The sequence below is a fragment of the Terrisporobacter hibernicus genome, from assembly GCF_020809405.1.
In the GTDB taxonomy this organism is placed as follows: Bacteria; Bacillota; Clostridia; order Peptostreptococcales; family Peptostreptococcaceae; genus Terrisporobacter; species Terrisporobacter petrolearius.
Map to the genome: position 1 here is coordinate 4,030,193 of NZ_CP081135.1, position 18,421 is coordinate 4,048,613.

The 18,421-nt window shown below is 27.8% G+C and carries 21 protein-coding genes; 6 read left to right on the forward strand and 15 right to left on the reverse strand.

The features are described 5' to 3' along the window. Positions 1-235: 235 nt before the first annotated feature. From JW646_RS19685 to ilvD, 4 genes are all read right to left on the reverse strand, one after another. Positions 236-409, reverse strand: coding sequence for a hypothetical protein (locus JW646_RS19685; RefSeq protein WP_228416139.1), 174 nt, complete (start codon positions 407-409; stop codon positions 236-238). A gap of 53 nt (positions 410-462) precedes the next feature. Then, positions 463-1,167 (reverse strand): hypothetical protein, encoded by a 705-nt coding sequence (locus tag JW646_RS19690; protein WP_228416140.1) that lies wholly within the window; start codon positions 1,165-1,167, stop codon positions 463-465. Between the two features lie 84 nt (positions 1,168-1,251). Then, the gene (locus JW646_RS19695) at positions 1,252-1,389 is read right to left on the reverse strand and encodes a hypothetical protein (RefSeq protein WP_187359279.1); all 138 of its coding nucleotides are present in this window, start codon (positions 1,387-1,389) and stop codon (positions 1,252-1,254) included. A gap of 47 nt (positions 1,390-1,436) precedes the next feature. Next, positions 1,437-3,098 carry a dihydroxy-acid dehydratase gene (gene ilvD / locus JW646_RS19700; protein WP_228416141.1) on the reverse strand — a complete coding sequence of 554 codons (1,662 nt, stop codon included), beginning with the start codon at positions 3,096-3,098 and terminating at the stop codon, positions 1,437-1,439. A gap of 185 nt (positions 3,099-3,283) precedes the next feature. On the opposite strand from ilvD, the gene JW646_RS19705 reads away from it, so the two are divergent. From JW646_RS19705 to JW646_RS19715, 3 genes are all read left to right on the forward strand, one after another. Further along, positions 3,284-3,964 (forward strand): FadR/GntR family transcriptional regulator, encoded by a 681-nt coding sequence (locus JW646_RS19705; protein ID WP_228416142.1) that lies wholly within the window; start codon positions 3,284-3,286, stop codon positions 3,962-3,964. Between the two features lie 140 nt (positions 3,965-4,104). Beyond that, a complete protein-coding gene (locus JW646_RS19710; RefSeq protein ID WP_228416143.1) occupies positions 4,105-4,431 on the forward strand; it encodes a winged helix-turn-helix transcriptional regulator in 327 nt (108 codons plus the stop codon). A 197-nt stretch (positions 4,432-4,628) separates the two neighbouring features. Then, positions 4,629-4,925 carry a winged helix-turn-helix transcriptional regulator gene (locus tag JW646_RS19715; RefSeq protein WP_074917068.1) on the forward strand — a complete coding sequence of 99 codons (297 nt, stop codon included), beginning with the start codon at positions 4,629-4,631 and terminating at the stop codon, positions 4,923-4,925. A 23-nt stretch (positions 4,926-4,948) separates the two neighbouring features. Here the strand turns inward: JW646_RS19715 and JW646_RS19720 are convergent, their stop codons facing one another. Together JW646_RS19720 and JW646_RS19725 are read right to left on the reverse strand one after the other, a co-directional pair. After that, entirely contained in the window at positions 4,949-5,428 is a 480-nt protein-coding gene (locus JW646_RS19720) for a hypothetical protein (RefSeq protein WP_228416144.1), read from the reverse strand. Positions 5,429-5,522: 94 nt separating this feature from the next. Continuing rightward, positions 5,523-7,148, reverse strand: coding sequence for a Kae1-like domain-containing protein (locus JW646_RS19725; RefSeq protein WP_228416145.1), 1,626 nt, complete (start codon positions 7,146-7,148; stop codon positions 5,523-5,525). A 320-nt stretch (positions 7,149-7,468) separates the two neighbouring features. Between JW646_RS19725 and JW646_RS19730 the strand changes: the two genes are divergently transcribed. Together JW646_RS19730 and JW646_RS19735 are read left to right on the forward strand one after the other, a co-directional pair. Beyond that, positions 7,469-8,560: a PfkB family carbohydrate kinase gene (locus JW646_RS19730; protein WP_148557760.1), complete on the forward strand. Its 1,092-nt coding sequence runs from the start codon at positions 7,469-7,471 to the stop codon at positions 8,558-8,560. Positions 8,561-8,588: 28 nt separating this feature from the next. Further along, positions 8,589-9,509 (forward strand): pseudouridine-5'-phosphate glycosidase, encoded by a 921-nt coding sequence (locus JW646_RS19735; RefSeq protein ID WP_148557759.1) that lies wholly within the window; start codon positions 8,589-8,591, stop codon positions 9,507-9,509. An 89-nt stretch (positions 9,510-9,598) separates the two neighbouring features. On the opposite strand, the gene JW646_RS19740 is transcribed toward JW646_RS19735, so the two are convergent. The 7 genes from JW646_RS19740 to JW646_RS19770 form a co-directional block, all read right to left on the reverse strand. Continuing rightward, positions 9,599-10,510, reverse strand: a complete 912-nt coding sequence (locus JW646_RS19740) for a GTP-binding protein (protein ID WP_228416146.1) — start codon at positions 10,508-10,510, stop codon at positions 9,599-9,601. 222 nt (positions 10,511-10,732) lie between these two features. Then, positions 10,733-11,032 carry a (2Fe-2S)-binding protein gene (locus tag JW646_RS19745; RefSeq protein WP_148557757.1) on the reverse strand — a complete coding sequence of 100 codons (300 nt, stop codon included), beginning with the start codon at positions 11,030-11,032 and terminating at the stop codon, positions 10,733-10,735. A gap of 99 nt (positions 11,033-11,131) precedes the next feature. Beyond that, positions 11,132-11,668, reverse strand: a complete 537-nt coding sequence (locus JW646_RS19750; RefSeq protein ID WP_228416147.1) for a dihydrofolate reductase family protein — start codon at positions 11,666-11,668, stop codon at positions 11,132-11,134. A 162-nt stretch (positions 11,669-11,830) separates the two neighbouring features. Beyond that, a complete protein-coding gene (locus tag JW646_RS19755) occupies positions 11,831-12,490 on the reverse strand; it encodes a hypothetical protein (RefSeq protein WP_228416148.1) in 660 nt (219 codons plus the stop codon). Between the two features lie 210 nt (positions 12,491-12,700). Then, on the reverse strand, positions 12,701-13,369 hold the full coding sequence (gene bioD / locus JW646_RS19760) for a dethiobiotin synthase (protein ID WP_228416149.1): 669 nt from the start codon (positions 13,367-13,369) through the stop codon (positions 12,701-12,703). Then, a complete protein-coding gene (gene bioB / locus JW646_RS19765) occupies positions 13,362-14,324 on the reverse strand; it encodes a biotin synthase BioB (RefSeq protein WP_228416150.1) in 963 nt (320 codons plus the stop codon). Before bioB ends, bioD begins: the two co-directional genes overlap by 8 nt. Positions 14,325-14,401: 77 nt before the next feature. Further along, the gene (locus JW646_RS19770; RefSeq protein ID WP_228416151.1) at positions 14,402-14,974 is read right to left on the reverse strand and encodes a biotin transporter BioY; all 573 of its coding nucleotides are present in this window, start codon (positions 14,972-14,974) and stop codon (positions 14,402-14,404) included. A gap of 170 nt (positions 14,975-15,144) precedes the next feature. On the opposite strand from JW646_RS19770, the gene JW646_RS19775 reads away from it, so the two are divergent. Continuing rightward, on the forward strand, positions 15,145-15,357 hold the full coding sequence (locus JW646_RS19775; protein ID WP_074917094.1) for a DUF378 domain-containing protein: 213 nt from the start codon (positions 15,145-15,147) through the stop codon (positions 15,355-15,357). 76 nt (positions 15,358-15,433) lie between these two features. Here JW646_RS19775 and JW646_RS19780 read toward each other — a convergent pair whose 3' ends face one another. Both JW646_RS19780 and JW646_RS19785 read right to left on the reverse strand, forming a co-directional pair. Further along, positions 15,434-15,943: a fasciclin domain-containing protein gene (locus JW646_RS19780; protein ID WP_272491854.1), complete on the reverse strand. Its 510-nt coding sequence runs from the start codon at positions 15,941-15,943 to the stop codon at positions 15,434-15,436. Between the two features lie 457 nt (positions 15,944-16,400). Further along, positions 16,401-18,329: a heavy metal translocating P-type ATPase gene (locus JW646_RS19785; protein ID WP_228416152.1), complete on the reverse strand. Its 1,929-nt coding sequence runs from the start codon at positions 18,327-18,329 to the stop codon at positions 16,401-16,403. Between the last annotated feature and the right edge of the window lie 92 nt (positions 18,330-18,421).

An 18,421-nucleotide genomic window follows, 5' to 3' on the forward strand; every position in this document is an offset into this window, starting at 1 on the left:
TTATTAATGCAAAAAATGCATAATCCATTCACACTTCATTCATTTAAATTAATTATAAGATATTTTTTCTTAAATTACAACATATTTTTGCATAATCCAATCGCGATGTTGCAATTTATTCAACAAAAGATTAAGGAAAACAGTTTTCCTGCATTTTTTTAACATAAAAATAAAGGTATTCTGAAACGTTTTGAAAGATCAATTTCAGAATACCTTTATTTACAATTCTAATTAATTACTCATCATATTTAAAACCAAAAGCAAAGTTAGCGCTTTTATATTCTTCTCCCTTAGTATTGGAATAAAGATTAATTATGGGGCCATTTATATATAAATTTTTAACATCTAACTTTTCATATTTTAATTTTTCTTTATTTCTATAGACTGCATATACAGGTTCATCTTCCAAATATTCTTCATTTTTATTATAGGAATCATATGAATATGTAATGTCATTATAGTTTAATTTTTTATTTTATAGAAATTTTTGCTACTTACAAAACTGGTAACTTCTAAAAAATCCTCCATTGTAATATAGTCATTAGCATTGATATTTACATGAGATGAAAAATCAACTTCATAATCATACTTTTCAACTTCTACAATATACTTGTTATTCTTTATAGAAATATAATAGGATTTATTTTTATAGTAATCTACTATGTAATAGTTTAAATTCTTTATATTTCCACCTTCATCATATAAAACCCTTGCATTGCTCAATAGCGTATTATTTTCAATATAGCATTTATCTTTTATTTTTTCCCATTCTTTATTTAAATTTTCAATTTTACAAAGAGAATTCATGCTTACATCTCTGTATTCTAAGTAGTTATAGACCGTATTATTTATAAAAGTAATACATAAAATAAGTAAGCCTAGTTTAGCATATTTATCTTTTGCTATTTTATTTAATCTATTTTTCTTCTTCATGAAATAATAATATATTAAATATCCTAATGGCAAATAAACATATATTTCATTAAGTCCTTTAAAATTAATATTAAATGCTCCTAATAGATAAAATCCTATAATTTTTAGTATAAAGTAGTCTTCATCTTCTTCTTTATATTTATAAATGCTTATTGCAACTATAATAGTGATAATTGACATCCATATATACCCGTATTCTGCAATAAATTTGATTATTTTCAAGAGATTATCCATATACACACTCCTTAACTCCCTTTGGTAGTAATTGTATAGGAGATAGTTTTTCATTTCAACTTAATTAATAAATTCTTTTGCTTCTTATTTATTATTCATATTAGCAAATATATTTGCTATTATTGATCTAGAAATATTGTGCCATACACTAAATATAGCTCCTGTTACTGTAGCCATAGCAAAATCATGAAAAGATGTAGTGGCAAGTTTTGAGTTTTGCATGTCTAGTTCTATGGCAATAGTTTTTCTCTTAACTACTGAGACAACTATTAATACTCTAGAACCGCTCCTTTATCTCCAGAAGTAACCATTTTACTATATCTTCCTAAATAACCTGTCGTTATTTTTTGTTCTTTTGGAGTCCAAGCTTTTCTTCTTTTCTCTAATTCTTCTTCAGATACCTCTATATCTAAAGTTTTTTTATTCATATTGATTCTTATTAAGTCTCCTTCTTTTACTAAAGCTATAGGTCCTCCAACTGCTGCTTCTGGTGAAACATGGCCTATAGATGCCCCTCTAGTTGCTCCTGAAAAACGTCCATCAGTTATAAGAGCAACACTTTCTCCCAGGCCCATACCTACTATAGCTGAAGTTGGATTTAACATCTCCCTCATCCCAGGTCCTCCCTTTGGACCTTCATACCTTATTACAACCACGTCACCTGCTACTATTTTTCCATCTTTTATGGCAGATATGGCATCTTCTTCACAGTCAAACACTCTAGCTGGACCCTCATGAACTAGCATTTCATCACAAATAGCTGATCTTTTAACTACAGATCCACTTGGTGCAAGATTTCCTTTAAGAGCTGCAAGTCCTCCAGTTTCACTATATGGGTCTTCAATTGGTCTTATAGTTTGTGAATCTTTATTTACACACCCAGCTATATTTTCACCAACAGTTTTTCCAGTAGCAGTTATCAAATCTGTATATAACAATCCCTTTTTATCCAGTTCATTCATAACAGCATAAACACCACCTGCTTCATTTAAATCTTCCATATATGTATATCCTGCCGGTGCTAAATGACAAAGATTAGGAGTTTTTTCACTTATCTTATTTGCCAAATCTAGTGTTAATTTTATCCCTGCTTCATGAGCTATTGCTGGTAAGTGAAGCATTGAGTTAGTAGAACAACCTAGAGCCATATCTACTGTTAAGGCATTTATAAATGCTTTTTTAGTTAATATATCTTTTGGTCGTATGTTTTTTTCATAAAGTTCCATAACTTTCATACCTGCATGTTTAGCAAGTTTTATTCTTTCAGAATATACTGCTGGTATTGTACCATTTCCTTTTAATCCCATACCTATAGCTTCTGTTAAACAGTTCATTGAGTTTGCTGTGTACATTCCAGAACAAGATCCACATGTTGGGCATACTTTATTTTCAAATTCAGTTACTTCTTCTTCAGTAATATTTCCTGCAGCAAAGGCTCCTATAGCTTCAAACATGGAAGATAAACTTCTTTTTTCTCCTTTTACACGACCTGCAAGCATAGGACCTCCACTTACAAATATTGTAGGAACATTTACTCTAGCAGCTGCCATTAAAAGTCCCGGCACATTTTTATCACAATTTGGCACCATAACTAGGGCATCTAGTTGATGAGCAAGTGCCATAGATTCTGTTGAATCTGCTATAAGCTCTCTAGTTGCAAGGGAATATTTCATTCCCTCATGTCCCATAGCTATCCCATCACACACAGCTATGGCTGGAAATACTACAGGAGTTCCACCCGCCATGGCAACACCTAGTTTTACTGCATCTACTATTTTATCCAAATTCATATGCCCTGGTACTATTTCATTGTATGAACTTACTATTCCTACTAAAGGTTTGTTCATTTCCTCCTCTGTATGTCCTAGTGCATTAAATAAAGAACGGTGGGGCCCTTGGCTAATCCCTTTTCTCACATTATCACTTTTCATTTTATTTACCCCCTGTCATTTCATATATTCAAAATTTTCAAACAATTAATTATGCAATTAAGTATGATATAATACTATTATCTATTACATAGTTGTCAGACAACCATGCAGTTGTATAACATAATATTAGTGCTACATATGTATAATGTCAATTAAATTTTATAATATAATTTTAGGAGGATTACATGAAAAGAAAAGAACCCTCATTATCTTTACAAATTGCTGATGATTTAAAGGAAAAAATAATAGTAAAGAAAGAATATAAAGTTGGAGATAAGTTACCAAACGAAAATTTGTTATCAAATGAATTAAATGTTAGTAGAACTACTTTAAGAGAAGCCATAAGAATTCTTGTCACAGAAAATATTCTAGAAATAAAGCGAGGTAAGGGAACTTATATTATTAATGATACTATAGATAATCATGATCTTGGAAAACTAAGTAACACCGTTTCCGATTTGAAAGATTTACTTGAACTTAGGCTTATAATAGAACCTATGGCCGTTTATTATGCCACTAAAAGAGCAACTGAGAAAGATGTAGAAAACATCTTACATTATGGTAAAAACGTGGAAGAGAAAATTCTAAACAATGAAGATAGAAGCGAAGATGAGTTATATTTTCACAACTCCATTGCTAAAGCAAGCCACAACGCCTTTATTAAAGATTTAATGCCTATTATTAACGAGGCCATTAATAAAGGTGTTCATTTATCTAAGGAATTTCATAAGATAAATGAATTAACTCTTAGAGATCATAAAATGATCATGGACTTTATAAAGAATAGAAATGCTGACGGTGCCAAGGTTGCTATGGAGCTACATATTATAAATGCTATGACTGTATTTGGTATACAAAGTAAGTAAATTTGTTAATAAATTACTTTTCAAAATTTTCTGAAAATTAGTAGCTTTTCTAACCATTTTTGTATATACTATATTTAAAGTAATAAATAAAGTTTATTGCTAATATAGTTAAATAAAATAAGAATATTCCAAAAGGAAAGGTGATTACTTCGAAAAGTGAAAGAGAAGAAAATAAGGTTTGTAGACAAGTTATAGGATTCGATCCAATTAGATGTGAATGTAAAACTATCACAATGTGCAATTTACAATCTGGAGGAAAAACTCTATTTAGCCTTCAAAAATTAATGGACAGTGTAAGTTTTGATTTAATAAGTTTAAAATTACAGCAATTAGAAGAAATAGGATTAATATACAAAAGCGTTAACTATTCATATCCTGCTGAAATAAAATATTTCTTAACTATAAAAGGTTGGGAATGTGTAAGATCTCTACGTAGTTATGTGGATGTGGATAGTATAGCTGTATAGGAGATATATTTACAAATGATATATACTAATTATATAAAAAAATGAATGCCAAGTTAACTAACTTGGCATTTATTTTTTGCTAAAATTTGCATTGTATTTTTTATTTATTTTTTTCTAGGATAGTTACCTTTTAGTAAGTATTATATTTTATTTTCTGTGCAAAATATATATATATAATTAGTTAAAGGAGAATTAAAATGAATAATCATCATGATACAGTCAACATGGAAAATAATTTTCATCCTATAAGGGGCAAATACAAATCATCCATACTTTATAATCTATCAACTGGTAGAAAAAGATTTACTGCTCTACAAAGATCTATTGGTGAAGTAAGCCATAAAGTCCTATGTGAAAAACTAAAAGAATTAGAAAGTGATAATTTTATTAATAAAGAGTATTTTTATGAATATCCTCCAAGAGTAGAATACTTCTTAACTTCAAAAGGATATGAATATGCAAAACTTATTAAACAATTTGAATTATTAGCATAAAAGCCAAGGAAAAATCCTTGGCTTTATTTTATATTATTTCTATAAAATTCTCTTATTTGTGTATATGCATCTTCCAATTCACCATCAGAGTACTGAAGATTAACATTGTAGTCTCCTCTTACCTTATTTTTAGGTTGTGGAAATTTTATATTTTTTACTTCTTGCCCTTCTTTTTTAAGTTTTATTGCCAATACATCTACTGGTCTGTCTTTGTATGAGTCTTTATCAATATAAATTTCAGATATTTCATTCCAAGTTATATATTTACCCTTTGTATACTTTGTTTTAATTCCTTCTTTGTTAACAGTAAGAATTGCATTAGGTATAATTAATAACTTAATTGAATAAAGTGTTGCTACTCCAAATATAATCAAAGATATAATTCCTAATATATAAGAGCCACATAATATCATATAGGCACAACCTAAATCAGCAATTATCACTAAAAGTAGATACATTAATATATCTTTTCTAGACCTTTTATATACCATTTCCTTTTCCATATACATTCCCCCTTTGATAAATATGCATATATTAACATTATAACTGAAAAAATTGGCTAAGAGGGTTAATTTCATCTCTTAATATAAATAATTATTATTCTTTATTAAGGTCTATTATTAATTGCCCAATTGTTAAATTAGAATCACTACAGGGAAAAATTTTATGAGTTAACACTTGAAAATTATTTTTATTTAATTTTTCATATAGTCTTGTAAATATTATATCATTTTCAAATACTCCTCCACTTAAGGCAACTATATTTATGTGATATAGTTTTCTTAAGTAAAGACATATTATGAAAGAAAATTCCACTATAGTATTGTGAAATTTCATAGCTATATCACATGGATTTATATTATTTATAACGTCTTTGAATACTTCTTCTACTATATAATCTGTGTCTACAACAAACTTGTTATTTTCATAGTTAATTTCAAATTTATAGTAATCCTTTGTATCCATAGATCTCTTCGCCAAATTCTCCAACTCTATACAAGCTTCTCCTTCATAAGAAATTTTATTTTGAAAATTTAAAAATGCACTTATTCCATCAAACAAACTTTCCATTGAAGAAGTAAAAGGTGTATTAACATTGTGTTTAATCATGTATAATATGGTTTTATAGTTTTTATATTTAATATAACTAAAAAGATTATTTATACTTAAATTGCTTATTAGCTCTTCCACCGGCAAATTTAGTTTATTACTTGACCATGACTCAAGCAAACTTACTGCCATCTTCCAAGGCTCTTTAGTTGCATTATCTCCCCCAGGCATTTTCATATATTTTAAGTGACCTACTTTTTTAAAGTTTTTGTTGTCACAAATTAAAAACTCGCTACCCCATAAATTTTCATCTTCTTCACCGCCAGTTCCATCAAAGCACAATCCTATAACTTTTTCTTTTATATTGTTTTCAAACATACAACTTACTATATGAGCGTGATTGTGATTAATATTTGATTTGCTTATACAACTATCTTTTAAATTAATTAAATCATATACTCTTCCAATTTTTCTTATTCTTTCTTCATTTAAAAGTACTTTAAACACAAGTTTTTCCCTTGGAACATCAATTTTTTTATTATGAATGACAAAAAAATCCGCAATATTATTTAAAGCTTCCAAAGCATCTTCATTTTCATGTATCATAGGCATACCACTTGTATTTCCACTTGTTATAACTAAAATGTTAAGTTCATCATCAAATAACATACTATCAATTGCTGTGGATGGTAACATCACTCCGAAAGAATCTTTATTAAAGGAAATATTGTTAGGTAGGATATTGTTTTTCTTTTTTAAAATAACTATAGGCTTATCACCCCTGTTTAACAGGGTCTTCTCTTTTTCATTAAGATAACAATGATTTTTAACTTCATCAATATTTTTCATCATCAAAGATAATGATTTTGATTTTATATTTTTTCTTTTTCTTAAATTTGCTATGGCTTTGTGGTTTGTTCCATCACAAACTAAATAAAATCCTTTTAGTCCTTTAATTGCTATTATCTTACCTATTTTTATAAGTTTTTTTACTTTCGCTATAATTTTTTTATTGTCATTATACTCTCTGCCATATTTATCTATTAACTTAAGATTAAGTTCATTATTTTTGTAACAAGGTGGTTGGCAATAAGACCGCCTATCTAAATGATTTCTTTCCATTTTTGTTTCTTTATTTTCTATTTCAAATTCCTCTGTTTTATTACTATTCATATTGTCACTTCATTTCTTTCTTTTTTATTCATAAGCTACCTCCTATTTGTATAATATCTTCTATATTATAAATATTCTTAATTCCCTTTGAAAATACATATTAAGTTTCATTAAACAATATACACAATCTTTTATAAATCTAATTTCATTTATTAATATTATATATACTATATAGTATAGCACATTCATTACTTTTTATATTTAATCCATACTGTTTGTTCAATTTAAGCAAAAAAGTATTGTTCTTTGCAATCAATGATGGTATTATATTTTTAACAAATGTTTATATATATAAACAAATATTAATTTTGGGTGATTAAATGACTTACAGAGAAAAAGAAATTTTACAAATCCTAAAAAGTAATCCTATGATTTCACAACAAGAACTGGCAGATATGTTAAATATATCTCGTGCTTCTGTGGCTGTTCATATAACCAATTTAATGAAGAAAGGACAGATTTTAGGCAAAGGTTACATTTTAAGAAAAGAAAATTACGTTACGGTTATTGGTGGATCAAATATGGATATTCAAGGATTTCCAAATAATCCTCTAGTAATGCATGACTCCAACCCTGGCATGGTTGATATATCAATGGGCGGAGTTGGTAGAAATATAGCAGAAAATTTAAGCCGATTGGGTGTAAATACTAAACTTATTTCAGCAATAGGAAATGACTTATATGGAAATACTATTCTTTCTGAGTGTAAAAATCTAAATATTGATGTGAATGATTGTTTTGTATCAGATGAATACTCTACTTCAATTTATATTTCTATATTAAATCACTCAAAAGATATGCAACTTGCCATAAGTCATATGGACATTATTGAAAAACTGGATGAAATTTTTATTCATTCAAAATACAAATCAATCGATGATTCTAAGGCTATAGTTTTAGATACTAATTTATCTAAGGAAACTATAGATTTTATCACAAGAAATCATAGTCATTTGCCAATTTTCCTAGATACTGTTTCTACTGCTAAATGTATAAAAATAAAAGATATACTTCAAAGGTTCGAAGGAATCAAATTAAACAAGTATGAAGCTGAAACATTATCTGGAATTAAAATAGAAAACTTAGATGACGCTAAAAAATCTTGTAAATACTTTATAGAAAAAGGTGTTAAAAGTGTATTTATAACACTAAGTAGTGATGGTGTATATTGTGCTAACAAAGAAAAAACACTCCATATACCTGGCATAAAAATTGATATAGTAAATGCCACTGGAGCTGGAGATGCTTTTATGTCCGGTATAGTATATGGATTTATGAATGATCTTGATATAGAACAAACTGCAAAGTTATCTGTTGGAGCATCAATTTTAGCACTATCTCATAAAAATACTATCAATCCAAACTTAAGTGAGGACTTAGTAAAACAAAAAATCAAAGAATTAAATATCTAATTATATAAAAAATAAAGGAGTTAATAAAATGTTAAAAAAATACTTACAAATACATCCCGAAGTTGAAGCAGCAGTTAAAGAAGGAAGACCAGTTGTTGCTTTAGAATCTACAATAATATCTCATGGTATGCCATACCCACAAAACGTTGAAATGGCCAGTAATGTTGAGAATATAATAAGAGAAAATGGTGCAGTTCCTGCAACTATAGCTATACTAGATGGAGTTTTAAAAGTTGGTTTAACTAAAGAAGAAATAGAATTCTTAGCTACAAGCAAAAATGTAGTTAAAGCTTCTAGAAGAGATTTACCCTTTATAATTTCTAAAAAATTAACTGGAGCTACTACTGTTGCTACTACTATGATACTTGCAGATCTTGCTGGAGTAAAAGTATTTGCTACTGGTGGAATAGGTGGAGTTCATAGAGGAGCTGAAACTACTATGGATATATCTGCTGACTTAGAAGAATTAGCTAACACTGACGTTGCTGTTATATGTGCTGGAGCTAAGTCTATCTTAGATATTGGTTTAACCCTAGAATACTTAGAAACTCACGGTGTTCCAGTAGTAGGTTTTGGAACTGAAGAAATGCCTGCTTTCTACACTAGAAAATCAGGATTTGGTGTTGACTACAGAGTTGACTCTTCTATGGAAGTAGCTGAAGCTCTAAAAGCTAAGTGGGACTTAAACTTAAAAGGCGGTATGGTTATAGCTAATCCAATACCTGAGGAGTTCGAAATGGACTACGACACTATAACTAATGCCATAGAATCTGCTTTAAAAGAAGCAAAAGAAAAACACATAGGCGGAAAGCAAGTTACTCCTTTCTTATTAGACAAAGTAAAAACTATAACTGAAGGAAAATCTCTTGATTCTAATATAGAACTTGTTTACAACAATGCTAAAGTTGCCGCTAATATAGCAAAAGACTTAGCTAACTTAAACAAATAAAAATCCTAAAAATAGCTGTGGTACAATAACTTTTAACCTTTGTCCCACAGCCTCTTGTTTTTTATCCTTATTTTAATTTTTACTTTCATTTAAAATAATTCTTTTATTAATTTTGTATTTAAAAGCAACCCTATTATAACTACTTTAGACTCACATATTTCATCCATATATTCATAAGAATAGTTATTTGGAGTAAAGTCAAAATGAACAGTTTTACCCTTTTCAATTTGAATTATACCTTTTGATCTTAGTACATATCCATGTTTTTTATCTTTTAGTAGTTCCAATACTTCTTTTAATTCTTCTTCTGTAAAAATCTTAGGTTTATCTATTGTAATAGATTTCAATAACTTCTTGATTCTACTTGTTTCCTTTAAATTTTCTTTTATATTAACTTTATTTGTCTCTAAAGCTTCGATATAATTTTTAAAATTTAATTTTCTTTCAAAATACCAGTCTTCTTCTATTATATAGGCTTCCTCATTATAACTGATAAGTTTATCAATAATAATTTCTATTTGATTTTTATCTACTTCTTTCAAATGGCTAAGTAGTATAATGTTTGCATTTTTTATTTGATTTAGATAAAAATTCCCAAAATTATCTTCATATTCATAAAAATTACTTAAATCCACTATGGTTATTACATTGTTGATTGTCATTTCTTTCTTTGAAGTCTTGCATATATTTTCACACAATTTAACTATGTCTGATAACATAGCCACTCCAGAAGGTTCAATTATAATTCTATCCAAACTAACTTCTTCACTTAGAGATAATATTGCCTCTTTAAAGTTGCCTATTAAACTACAACATATACAACCTGAGGGTAATTCTTTCACTGTGAAATCTCCCTTTATTAAATCACTGTCTATAGAAACATCTCCAAATTCATTTTCAATAATAGCAATTTTTTCATCTGTATTTTTAGTAAATTCATTTAGAAAAGTTGTTTTTCCTGCACCTAAAAATCCTGATATAATATCAATTTTTATACTCATATTTTGTCCCCCCTTTTGTCTTAATTTAACTTAACTCAATTATAAGATTACCATATAAAAAATATTTATTGAAATTGATATTTTCTATAAAATTTGAATACATATAAATTTAATTAATATATTAACTTAAAAAACTGATACTTTTAATATATTAGTTAGATTACACAACTTAAGTAAAAAGCCTTAGAAATAGTTTTCTATTTACTAAGGCTTTTTACTTAATTATTTTTTGTTTTCTAAAATATTAGCTATTATTCCTTTGCATCTACCACAACCAGTACCTGCGTTAGTTTCTTCCATTACTTGTTCTACTGTTTGTGCACCATTTTTTACTGCTGCTACCACTTCATTTACAGATATATTTTGGCATTTGCAAACATTTTGAACTAGTCTATCAATCTCACTATATTCTTCATCATTTTCTATAACTATATCTGTCATCTCTTTAACATCTTGAACTGTTCTAGCTCCTTGTACTTGAGCTGATCTAACTTTTATATATTTTTCCTTGTCTAAAATCATATGTATACTCCTTATATTTAAATATAATATTATTTTTTATTTTAAATTTATTATTCCATTTTAGTGTAGGTTTATACAAATATGATTTTTAATATAACTCTATCGTTTTGCATAAGTTAAAACTCCAATTCCATCTGCGAAGCTATAATTTTTCAAATGTAGATTTATAGTTGGGTTATTTTCTAAAAATAACTTTCTTCCATTACCTAATATACATGGAATTATACCAATTATATACTCATCTATAACATCAGCTTTGATAAATGTATCCGCTAAAATTGCTCCACCAAATATCCATATATTCTTTCCTTCTTCATTTCTTAACTTAAGTATTTTTTTAACAATATCTCCATTTATAATTTCCACATTATCTTTATTAACGCTAAGTTTTTTATTTGTAACTAGATAAACTTTTTTATCTGAAAATTCATCGAAAGTTTCTTTTGGTATATCTTCATAGGACTTCCTTCCCATTACTATTGTATCGCAAGTTTCTAAAAATTTATTAAACTCAAATTGTTCTTTAGTATCCAGTGAATTATTATTTTCACCTACAATCCACTCAAATCCACCATCATCATCACTAATATATCCATCTACACTCATAGCTAAGTTAAAGATTATTTTTCTCATCATTATACTTCTCCTTTTTATTTATTAGTTAAATACCTTTAAATAGTATTTCCTTTATATACCCGTTATTAATACACTTAAATAAAAAAGATAGTAATAATACATCAATGTATTTTTACTATCTTCACAATAGATTAGATAATCCTTAAATTAATTTAGAAATTATTATTCTTTACCATAAACATCTGCTCCAATTAAGTAATATAGTCTATTAGTATTGTTAATTGAAAAAAGCTCCTTTTTAAATAATTTAGCCACATTATTTTGTGTATTTTTATTACTATCATAGTCATAACCACTTACTTCTAGTATTTTACTCTCTTTAGATAGTTTTTCATAAGTTTTATCACTTACTACAAACTGATTTTTAAAAAGTCCAGTTGTTAAGATTTTCTTATTAAGAACACCTTTTATTTTTAAATCAACATTTTTTGCTTTATATTCCTTTACTTCTTTTTGCTCCTTTAAATATGACATGTTTGCTATACCATCATATCTTGGTATGATCATTGCTTCATCACCAGAAAGATCAACTTCTTTGAGATTTTTATCTTTTGCTAATTTATTATATTCTGTTTCATTTATAACTACAGTTCCTTTATCGTCAACCTTAAGCATATCAAATTCTGTTTTTTTTACATTTGAGTCTTTAAAAGCTTCATTTATTAATTCATTCTGCGATTTTTCATTTTTGTTGCCTTCTTCTGATATATATAGAAGTCTGTATGGATTATCATCAGTTAATGATTTATACACAGATACACCACCTGCAATAACCATTATTCCTAAAACTGCTGCAATAACTTTTCCCTTTGTGAATTTCATTTTGTCATCTCCCTTATGTTTCATAAATTTTGTTTTATAAATCCAACGATCATGTGGAAAATATACTTTTATTTTATATTAGGTGGACTTTTACAACAATTGATTTACATTACAGAAGTATTACATTTTTGATAGGTTTATTTTAATTAGTATTAATTAAAATAAAAAGGATGGCATTAGCCATCCTTTTATATTTCATATATTATATTTTTATATTATTTCTTTTAAAGATATGTTAATACTTTCATCATTTTCTTTTACACAGGCAATAACAGGTATCTTAGTTAGTTCTTCTATCATTTTTTTATTATCAATATGCATAATATTATTTTCGTCATAGTTATTAAGAATAATCCCTATTATTGAAAATCCTTGAGACTTGGCGTATTCTGTAGTAAGAACTGTATCATTTATTGTTCCAAGGCCTCCATCAGCAACTATAATGATAGGAAGATTTAATAGTTTTATAATATCAGTTAACATTATTTTTTTATCATCAAATCTTAGAGGACAAACAATTCCTCCGCATCCCTCCACAACCATAAAGTCGTAGACCCTACTAATTCTATCAAAATCTTCTTTTATTTTATTTAGCTCAATAATTTCATTATTTATTTTTGCTGCTAGGTGTGGAGATACTGGCTCTTTAAAAATATAACTTACTAAATCTTTTGGTTCACAATTTAGATTTGCTCTGGTACAGACTTCTTTAGCATCTCCAGGTAATAATTCATTATCTTCCAAATATGCTCCACTTAAAGCTCCTTTAAAATATCCGCAGTTTATATTATTTTCTCTAAGATTTTTTACTAATAAAGAACTAATATAAGTTTTTCCCACATCTGTAGAAGTACCTGTAATAAATACACCTCTATTCATTACACTTCACCTCATATCCAAGTTCCTTTATGATTTTCATATCTTCATCAATAGTAATTCCTAAAGTAGTTAACATATCTCCCGTAATTGCAGCATTGGCACCAGATGAGAAAACACTTAATCCCTTGTCTTCTAAAAGTCCTCTACCTCCAGCCAAACGAAGTTGTGCCTTTGGCAAGATAAATCTATAAATAGCGACTATTCTTCTTACATCATCCAATGTTAATACTTTATTATTTTCTAAGGGTGTACCTTTTATAGGATTTAATATATTAATAGGCACTGAAGTTATTCCTAAATCTCTAAGAGTAAGTGCTAAGTCAATACGATCTTCCATATTTTCACCAAGACCCATTATACCTCCAGAACAAACTGTAAGGCCGGCTCTCTTAGCAGCTTTTATAGTTTGAATTTTTTCATCATAAGTATGAGTGGTACATATTTGTGGAAAAAATCTTTTGCTGCTTTCCAGATTGTTGTGGTATCTTGTAACACCTGCTTCTTTTAATTTACATAACTCTTCATAAGTTAATAAACCACCAGAAGCACATAATTTAATTTTACAACTTTTTTTTATTTCTATATATGTATCACATAGAGAGTCTACTTCTTTTGAACTTAATTTTTTCCCACTTGTAACAACAGAATAACGCCCTACATTCTTTATATCATTATAAATTGCTTCTTTTTTCATTGAGTTTGTATCTAGTAATTCATAATTTTCAACTTCAGATTTATAGTGGCTTGATTGAGCACAAAACTTGCAATCTTCTGAGCATCTTCCACTTTTACCATTTACTATGGTACATAAATCAAATTTACTACCACAATAATACTTTCTAATTTTGTCCGCCTCTTTGCATAAGTCTTCTGTATCATATTTTAATAAACTTAAAGCAGTATCTTTATCTATTAACCCTTCATTTAATATTTTTTCACTAATCTGTTTAAGCATAATCCTAACTCCCTTTAAATTGACATCCTTACTAATTTTTAAGTGCATTTCACTAACTTTTAAATCAAAATACTGTTTTAAGCATAATTTACATTTTCTCTTTTTACATATTTACTTAATTTTGAGCCTACTAAACTAGCCACAATACATAAAACTATATCTCCAGGAATGTCTAGGGGAAAACACGATAGCAGTAGTGCTAAAAGGGGCATTTTTGTGCCCATATAAAAATTCAAAATATAATATTTATATGTAAGTCCAAAAGCATAAGTAACTAAAAATCCACAAAAAGCTGCTATTAAATACTTAGATATTTTTTTACTTTTTATTTTTTCGCAAACAAATCCTGTAACAAAGGCACATAATATAAATCCTATTAAATATCCAAAACTAGGCCTTAGTATATATGTAAGTCCTCCACCTGATGCAAATACAGGAAATCCCATAAGACCTGTTATAACATATACTAATACTGAAATTCCTCCTAGTTTTGATCCAAGTAACATACCTGCCAACAATACAAATAAAAATTGTAGTGTAAAATAATCAATATTAGGTATTGGTATTTGAATAAATGCACTTACGGAAATCATTGCTGCAAATAAGCCACAAATAACTATTTTGGATGTTTTATTTTTTAATTCAATCATTTTTAGTCCTCCTAAATACTTTAAGTTTATACTTAGAAGTATAATTATTACCTTTATTTGTGTCAACCTTTTATTTTTATTGGTTTACATTTAATTTTATTTATGACATTTGTATTATTATCCTTTTTTTGCATAAACTAACTACAATTATTAGTTAAGGAGGAATTATAATGGATATAGTTTATAACATTTGTCTTACTTTAGTTCTTATTGGAGCTATTAACTGGGGTCTAGTAGGATTATTTAAATTTGATTTAGTAGCTGCCCTACTAGCTGGAGGTGGAGCTTTTGGTAATATAAGTTCCATAAGTAGAATTATATACACATTAGTAGGACTTTCTGCTCTTTATGTGGGCGTACAATTTATACTACTATACATTTAATATTGCCTAATAAAAAAAGTATTTGATGATTTAATTAATATCATCAAATACTTTTTTATTTATTATTTTAATTTATTTATGGAAGTAATACTGTATCTATTACATGTATAATTCCATTTTTAGCCATTATATCTGTTATAATCACTTTGGAGTCATTAATAAATACTTCTCCATCTTTTACTGATATATTTGCTGTTTTTCCATTTGCTAAGGTTATTTGTTTACCATCCATATTTGACACTTCTTTAGCATCAAACTTATCTTTAGCTACATGATATAGTAAAATATCAGTAAGTTTATCCTTGTTTTCAGCTTTTAATAATTCTTCTAATGTTCCATCTGGTAATTTTTCAAAAGCATCATTAGTTGGTGCAAATACTGTAAATGGCCCCTCACCTTTAAGAGTATCAACTAGACCTGCCGCTTTTAATCCTTCTACTAATGTGGTAAATCTACTATCATTTACTGCTATATCTACTATATCCTGTTCTTTTTTATTCTCCATGGCAAAAACTGAAGCAGTTTGCGATGTGAATATTGTAAAAATCATTAGTGTTGATAGTGCAATAGTTAAAAATTTTTTCATATTCATACTCCTTTTTATTATTGTTATATTTAATATTCCCACTAAAGCAAAATGTATTATATGATTCCAATACAATTGTAGAAAAGAGTAGTTGAAAAAATTTTAAATTTAGTATGATTTTTCAATTTTAACTATAAATAATTTTATGTTATTATTGTTTCATTAATTAAATAATGGTAAATCAGGTGATCATAGGTAGGTATTTTAGTCTATATAAAAATAAATAGTATAAATTAAACTTATTAATCTATATTCTTTTCATTTTCAATAAATATTTTTTCATAAAAATAAAATTTTATACTTGCGAAGTTTGTCGAACTTTGTTATTATAAATATACAGTTATTTCCCCAATAACTGATTACTCCCCAAATAAATATATTCCCTAAAAACCCCTTTTTAAAATATATTTTAAAATCCTTGCTTGATCGGTAAAGCAAGGATTTTTTTTATGTGTTTTTATAAACTTGAACAACTTAGTTCTTTGTTTTTTCTTGAGGTTTTATTTTCAAAATTTTTTTCATTTTTATTTGAATTATTATTATATTTTAAAAGTAAGGCTGAATTTATAATAACTAAAACTGAACCAGCATTATGAACAAGAGCTCCTACTACAGGACCTAGCATACCTGTCATAGCAAGAATAACTGCCACAAAGTTAAGTCCCATGGAAAAAGCAAGGTTTATCTTAATAGTCTTCATCATATGTTTTGATAATGTTAATAAATGAGGCAAATTATCTATATCATCTCTAACAAGTACAATATCTGCCGCATCTACTGCTATATCACTACCCACACCACCCATGGCAATTCCTACAAATGCTTTTTTAAGTGCTGGGGCATCATTTATTCCATCTCCAACCATACAAACCATTTCCTTTTCTTTTTCCTGACTCTCTTCAATTATTTCTAATTTATCCTGTGGAAAACATTCTGATTTCACTTCTTCTATATTAACTTGAGATGCAATACTTTCTGCCACATATTTATTGTCTCCAGTTAAAAGAACAGGTGTTATTCCTAAATTTTTTATACTTTTTATCATAAATTTAGACTCATCTCTAAGTTTATCACTAAGTATTATGTAACCACCAATTTTATTGTCTATTCCTATATAAATTATGGATTTTCCTTTATTTTTATATTTTTCTCTAATAAATCTAATTTCATCTCTTTTAAATTTTTCATCTAGAAGTAAATGTTTATTACCAGCTATTATTTTTTTATTATTTACTTTTGCAACTACTCCTCTACCTGGAATTATTTTAAATTCCTGAGGTGGTGTTATTTCCATTTTGTGATTTTCTTTATAAGAAGATACTATAGCTCTACCAAGAGGATGCTCTGAGTATAATTCGCATGAAGCAATTATTTCATAAAGTTCCTCATTACTTAAATTATTTATTACGCTTACAACCTCTTCCACCTTTGGCTTCCCGTAAGTTAAAGTACCTGTTTTATCAAAAGTAATTTTACTTATCTTAGAAAGTCTCTCTAGTGCATCTCCTTCTTTTACTAAAATACCATGTTTAGAAACATTGCCTATTGCTGCTACTATAGCAGTTGGAGTTGCCAATACTAAAGCACAAGGACAAAATACAACAAGAATTGTAACAGCTCTTATTATTTCACCTGTTACTAACCAAGTTAAAATAGCACTGGAAAAAGCAGCTATAACAATATATGTTGCCCATCTATCTGCTACACCTACTATTTTTGCTTTGCTAGCATCTGCACTTTCAACTAGCTTTATCATTCTTTGAATAGAACTATCTTCTCCCACTTTTGTTGCTTTCATCTCAAAAGATCCAAATTGGTTAACTGCACCAGAATATACACTATCTCCTTCACTTAAATCAAGTGGAATAGATTCTCCACTCATAATAGAATTATCTATGGAAGTTTTTCCTTTTATAATTAATCCATCCACTGGTATTATTTCTCCTGGGTTAACTCTAAGTATATCTCCAACTTTTACATCTTTTGCATTAATAGATTTTTCCTCATTATTTGCTATTATTCTTGCTAATGTGGGTGTTAAGTGTACTAGTTTTTCAATTCCTTTTCTTGATTTTTTTACTGTGAATTCTTCAAGAAATGCTCCTATTTGCATTATAAATGCAACTTCACCAGCTGCAAATACCTCTCCAATTATAACTGATGCAATTAGTGCCATGGATACTAGTACATCTGCTTTTATATCAAACTCTGTAAATAAACCTTCTATAGCTTCTTTTATTATTGGTATTCCACAAAATATTATGGAAATCCAAGCAAAATCTAAATTAAATAGTTTTATATGGCTAAAACTAAATATAAGTGCAATACCTGATATTACTAGAAATATAATATCTCTTTTTATTTCATCTTCAAATATATTCTTCATAATATACTTACTCCTCCTTATCAAATTATACCCCCCAGGGTATACTTAAATTATACCCATAGGGGTATAATTTAGCAACAATAATATTTATT

What these genes read in the sequence shown, in the direction of transcription:
- JW646_RS19690 (WP_228416140.1), bottom strand. Translation starts at nt 1,167, where the DNA reads ATGGATAATCTCTTGAAAATAATCAAATTTATTGCAGAATACGGGTAT.
- JW646_RS19695 (WP_187359279.1), bottom strand. Translation starts at nt 1,389, where the DNA reads ATGCAAAACTCAAAACTTGCCACTACATCTTTTCATGATTTTGCTATG.
- ilvD (WP_228416141.1), bottom strand. Translation starts at nt 3,098, where the DNA reads ATGAAAAGTGATAATGTGAGAAAAGGGATTAGCCAAGGGCCCCACCGT.
- JW646_RS19705 (WP_228416142.1), top strand. Translation starts at nt 3,284, where the DNA reads ATGAAAAGAAAAGAACCCTCATTATCTTTACAAATTGCTGATGATTTA.
- JW646_RS19715 (WP_074917068.1), top strand. Translation starts at nt 4,629, where the DNA reads ATGAATAATCATCATGATACAGTCAACATGGAAAATAATTTTCATCCT.
- JW646_RS19720 (WP_228416144.1), bottom strand. Translation starts at nt 5,428, where the DNA reads ATGGAAAAGGAAATGGTATATAAAAGGTCTAGAAAAGATATATTAATG.
- JW646_RS19725 (WP_228416145.1), bottom strand. Translation starts at nt 7,148, where the DNA reads ATGAATAGTAATAAAACAGAGGAATTTGAAATAGAAAATAAAGAAACA.
- JW646_RS19730 (WP_148557760.1), top strand. Translation starts at nt 7,469, where the DNA reads ATGACTTACAGAGAAAAAGAAATTTTACAAATCCTAAAAAGTAATCCT.
- JW646_RS19735 (WP_148557759.1), top strand. Translation starts at nt 8,589, where the DNA reads ATGTTAAAAAAATACTTACAAATACATCCCGAAGTTGAAGCAGCAGTT.
- JW646_RS19740 (WP_228416146.1), bottom strand. Translation starts at nt 10,510, where the DNA reads ATGAGTATAAAAATTGATATTATATCAGGATTTTTAGGTGCAGGAAAA.
- JW646_RS19745 (WP_148557757.1), bottom strand. Translation starts at nt 11,032, where the DNA reads ATGATTTTAGACAAGGAAAAATATATAAAAGTTAGATCAGCTCAAGTA.
- JW646_RS19750 (WP_228416147.1), bottom strand. Translation starts at nt 11,668, where the DNA reads ATGATGAGAAAAATAATCTTTAACTTAGCTATGAGTGTAGATGGATAT.
- JW646_RS19755 (WP_228416148.1), bottom strand. Translation starts at nt 12,490, where the DNA reads ATGAAATTCACAAAGGGAAAAGTTATTGCAGCAGTTTTAGGAATAATG.
- bioD (WP_228416149.1), bottom strand. Translation starts at nt 13,369, where the DNA reads ATGAATAGAGGTGTATTTATTACAGGTACTTCTACAGATGTGGGAAAA.
- bioB (WP_228416150.1), bottom strand. Translation starts at nt 14,324, where the DNA reads ATGCTTAAACAGATTAGTGAAAAAATATTAAATGAAGGGTTAATAGAT.
- JW646_RS19770 (WP_228416151.1), bottom strand. Translation starts at nt 14,974, where the DNA reads ATGATTGAATTAAAAAATAAAACATCCAAAATAGTTATTTGTGGCTTA.
- JW646_RS19775 (WP_074917094.1), top strand. Translation starts at nt 15,145, where the DNA reads ATGGATATAGTTTATAACATTTGTCTTACTTTAGTTCTTATTGGAGCT.
- JW646_RS19780 (WP_272491854.1), bottom strand. Translation starts at nt 15,943, where the DNA reads ATGAAAAAATTTTTAACTATTGCACTATCAACACTAATGATTTTTACA.
- JW646_RS19785 (WP_228416152.1), bottom strand. Translation starts at nt 18,329, where the DNA reads ATGAAGAATATATTTGAAGATGAAATAAAAAGAGATATTATATTTCTA.